5 protein-coding genes are annotated in these 3,075 nt (G+C 74.8%); 2 read left to right on the top strand and 3 right to left on the bottom strand.

Features of this window, described 5'->3' with window-relative positions; all coding sequences use genetic code 11:
* A partial coding sequence (locus B0E53_RS34845) for an aminotransferase class V-fold PLP-dependent enzyme (RefSeq protein ID WP_146167913.1) occupies positions 1-413 on the top strand: 413 nt, incomplete at its 5' end.
* Between the two features lie 55 nt (positions 414-468).
* Complete coding sequence (locus B0E53_RS34850) at positions 469-696, top strand: sulfurtransferase TusA family protein (RefSeq protein ID WP_107079765.1); 228 nt, start codon at positions 469-471, stop codon at positions 694-696.
* Positions 697-739: 43 nt separating this feature from the next.
* Here B0E53_RS34850 and B0E53_RS34855 read toward each other — a convergent pair whose 3' ends face one another.
* The 3 genes from B0E53_RS34855 to B0E53_RS34865 all read right to left on the bottom strand — a co-directional run.
* Positions 740-1,714 carry a carbohydrate kinase family protein gene (locus B0E53_RS34855; protein ID WP_107079766.1) on the bottom strand — a complete coding sequence of 325 codons (975 nt, stop codon included), beginning with the start codon at positions 1,712-1,714 and terminating at the stop codon, positions 740-742.
* 225 nt (positions 1,715-1,939) lie between these two features.
* Entirely contained in the window at positions 1,940-2,308 is a 369-nt protein-coding gene (gene erpA / locus B0E53_RS34860) for an iron-sulfur cluster insertion protein ErpA (RefSeq protein ID WP_107079767.1), read from the bottom strand.
* Positions 2,309-2,527: 219 nt separating this feature from the next.
* Positions 2,528-3,075: glycerate kinase (locus B0E53_RS34865; protein ID WP_146167914.1), on the bottom strand; the 548-nt coding region annotated here is incomplete at its 5' end.

Here is a 3,075-nt window from a genome sequence, read left to right on the forward strand (position 1 = left end):
CGGCGAGCCTGCGCGCGGCGGCGGCCGACGCGGCGGCCGAGGCGGCCCGGCTGGCGCCGCTGGTGGACCGGATCCGGGCCCGGGTGGCGGCCGAGGTGCCGGACGTGGAGGTGGTCGGCGACCCGGTGGACCGCCTCCCCCACCTGGTCACCTTCTCCTGCCTGTACGTGGACGGCGAGGCGCTGCTGCACGCGCTGGACCGGCGGGGCTTCGCGGTCTCCTCCGGCTCCTCGTGCACGTCCTCGACGTTGCGGCCGTCACACGTGCTGGAGGCGATGGGGGTGCTGTCGCACGGCAACGTCCGGGTGTCGCTGCACCGGGAGACCACCGAGGCGGACGTCGACCGGCTCCTCGCCGAACTGCCCGGGATCGTCGCCGGCCTGCGCGCCGAAGCGGGGGTGACCGGCCTGTGAGCGCGAGGAGTGAGCCGGTCCTGCGAGCCCCGCAGTCGCGAACGGAGGGAGCCCGGTGAGCGGGCCGGAGGAGGTGCTCGACTGCCGGGGCCAGCGCTGCCCGCTACCCGTGATCAATCTCGCCCGGCGGCTGCCCGAGCTGCCGGTCGGCGCGGTGGTCCGGGTGCTCGCCGACGACCCGGCCGCGGCCGTGGACATCCCGGCCTGGTGCCGGATGCGCGGCCAGGAGTTCGTGGCCGCCCACCCGGAGGGCCCGGGCTACGACGTGCGCCGCCGCCACTGACCGGGTCGCGCGCCGGGGGCGGCCACCCCGGGCCGCGGGCCGGTCACTGCAGGTGCGGCCGGACGTCCTCGGCGGCCGCGTCGCCGTACGACTCGGCGAGCCGCTTGACGAACAGGTCCCGGCGGACCTCGTACTCCTGGCCGCCGAAGTTCTCCAGCACCAGGGTGGCGAGCAGGCAGCCGACCTGCGCGGCGCGCTCCAGGCTGACACCCCAGTTGAGCGCGGCGAAGAAGCCGGCCCGGAAGCCGTCGCCGACGCCGGTCGGGTCGACCGCCTGGATCTCCCGGGCGATCGGCACGTGGATGGTCCCGACGTCCCGGCCGGCGATCTCCACGCCCTGCTTGCCCAGCGTGGTGACCCGTACCTTGACCCGGTCCAGCAGCTGGGCGTCGGTCAGCCCGGCCTTGTTCTGCAGCAGCGACTTCTCGTACTCGTTGGTCATCAGGTAGTCGGCGCCGTCGACCAGGCCGAGCACGTCCGCGCCGTCCATCCGGGCGAGCTGCTGCGACGGGTCGGCCACGAAGGCGTACCCGCGCTCGCGGCACTCGGCGGAGTGCCGGATCATCGCGGCCGGGTCGTTGGCGCTGACCAGCACCAGGTCGAGGCCGCCGAGCCGCTGCGCCACCGGGGCCAGCTCGATGTTGCGGGCCTCGCTCATCGCGCCCGCGTAGAACGAGGCGATCTGGCACATGTCGGTGTCGGTGGTGCAGACGAAGCGGGCCGTGTGGGCGATCTCGCTGACGTGCACCGAGTCGCAGTCGACGCCGTGCCGCTCCAGCCAGGACCGGTAGTCGGCGAAGTCCGCCCCGACCGCACCGAGCAGCACCGGGCGGAGCCCGAGCTGGGCCATGCCGAAGGCGATGTTCGCGGCGGTGCCGCCGCGCCGGAGCACCAGCTCGTCGACGAGGAAGGAGAGCGAGACCTTGTCCAGCTGGTCGGCGATGAGCTGGTCGGCGAACCGGCCGGGGAAGCTCATCAGGTGGTCGGTCGCGATCGAGCCGGTCACGGCGATCTTCATGTCAACCCTCGTGGTCGGGAGCACGGCGCGGGTCAGCCTACCGGTCGCCCCGCCCGTACGGAGGGGGTCGGTCGACAACCGGCCGCGCCCCGCACAGCCGGGCGTCACGGTCCGGACACCCGCCGGACGTTCCCGTCCGGGCCCCGCGCGGAGACGAAAAACGGCGGGACCAGCCCGTGAGGGATGGTCCCGCCGTTCACGGCAGGCGTCGTGGGCCCGGTCGACTCAGCTGAACGAGTCGCCGCAGGCGCAGGAGCTGCCGGCGTTCGGGTTGTCGATGGTGAAGCCCTGGGCGTCGATCCGGTCGGCGAAGTCGATGGTGGCGCCGGCCAGGTAGGGGGCGCTCATCCGGTCGACGACGACCTCGACACCGCCGAAGTCGGTGACGACGTCACCGTCGAGCGACCGCTCGTCGAAGAACAGCTGGTACCGCAGGCCGGAGCAGCCGCCCGGCTGCACGGCGACCCGGAGCCGCAGGTCGTCACGGCCCTCCTGCTCGATCAGGGCCTTGACCTTCTGCGCCGCGACGTCGGTGAGGACGACGGTGCTGGGGGCCTTGGCCTCGGTCGACTCGGTCTGCGCTGGCGTGGTCACGTGGAAGTCTCCCTGCGCGGTATGAGGTCCGGACGCACTGGCCAACGCCGCACGTCCGCCAGTGATTCCCGGTGTGGTCCAGATCCGATCCTACGCCGCTCCCACCGAGGTCACCCGGCGGCGTGATGACGGACTCGCCCCGGTCGGCGCCGGACCGTCAGGCGACCGGCAGGCGCACGCGACAACCGGTCACCGCGCGCGGAGGGCGTCCGGGCCGGCTCAGCGGCTCCACTGGCCGGCGAGCCGGGCGCCGAGCGCGCGCAGCCCCTCGGCCGGGCGGCTCATCGCCGCCTCCACTCCCCCGCGCTCCTCGCCGCCGAAGTGCTCCACCAGGCTGTGCGCCTCGGTGACACCGGCGGCGGCGGCCTCCCGCCGCCCGGTGCTCACCCGGCCGGCCAGCACCACGCAGGGCACCCCGCGGTCCCGAGCGGCCCCCGCCACCCCGGCGACCGCCTTGCCGCGCAGCGACTGGTGGTCGAAGGAGCCCTCGCCGGTGATCACCAGGTCGGCGACGTCCAGCGCGGCGTCCAGACCGATGGCCCGGGTGACCAGGCCGATGCCGGACTCGCACCGGCCGCCGAGCGCGAGGACCGCGGCGCCGAGGCCGCCGGCGGCGCCGCCGCCGGGCAGCCCGCCGAGCCCCGCCGGACAGCCCGGCAGGTCCTTCTCCAGCACGGCCGCCCAGCGCTCCAGCGCGGCGTCGAGCAGCAGCACGTCCGCGCGGGTGGCGCCCTTCTGAGGGCCGTACACGCTGCTCGCGCCGTGCA

This window comes from Micromonospora sp. MH33, assembly GCF_003013775.1.
Lineage (GTDB): Bacteria > Actinomycetota > Actinomycetes > Mycobacteriales > Micromonosporaceae > Micromonospora > Micromonospora fulviviridis.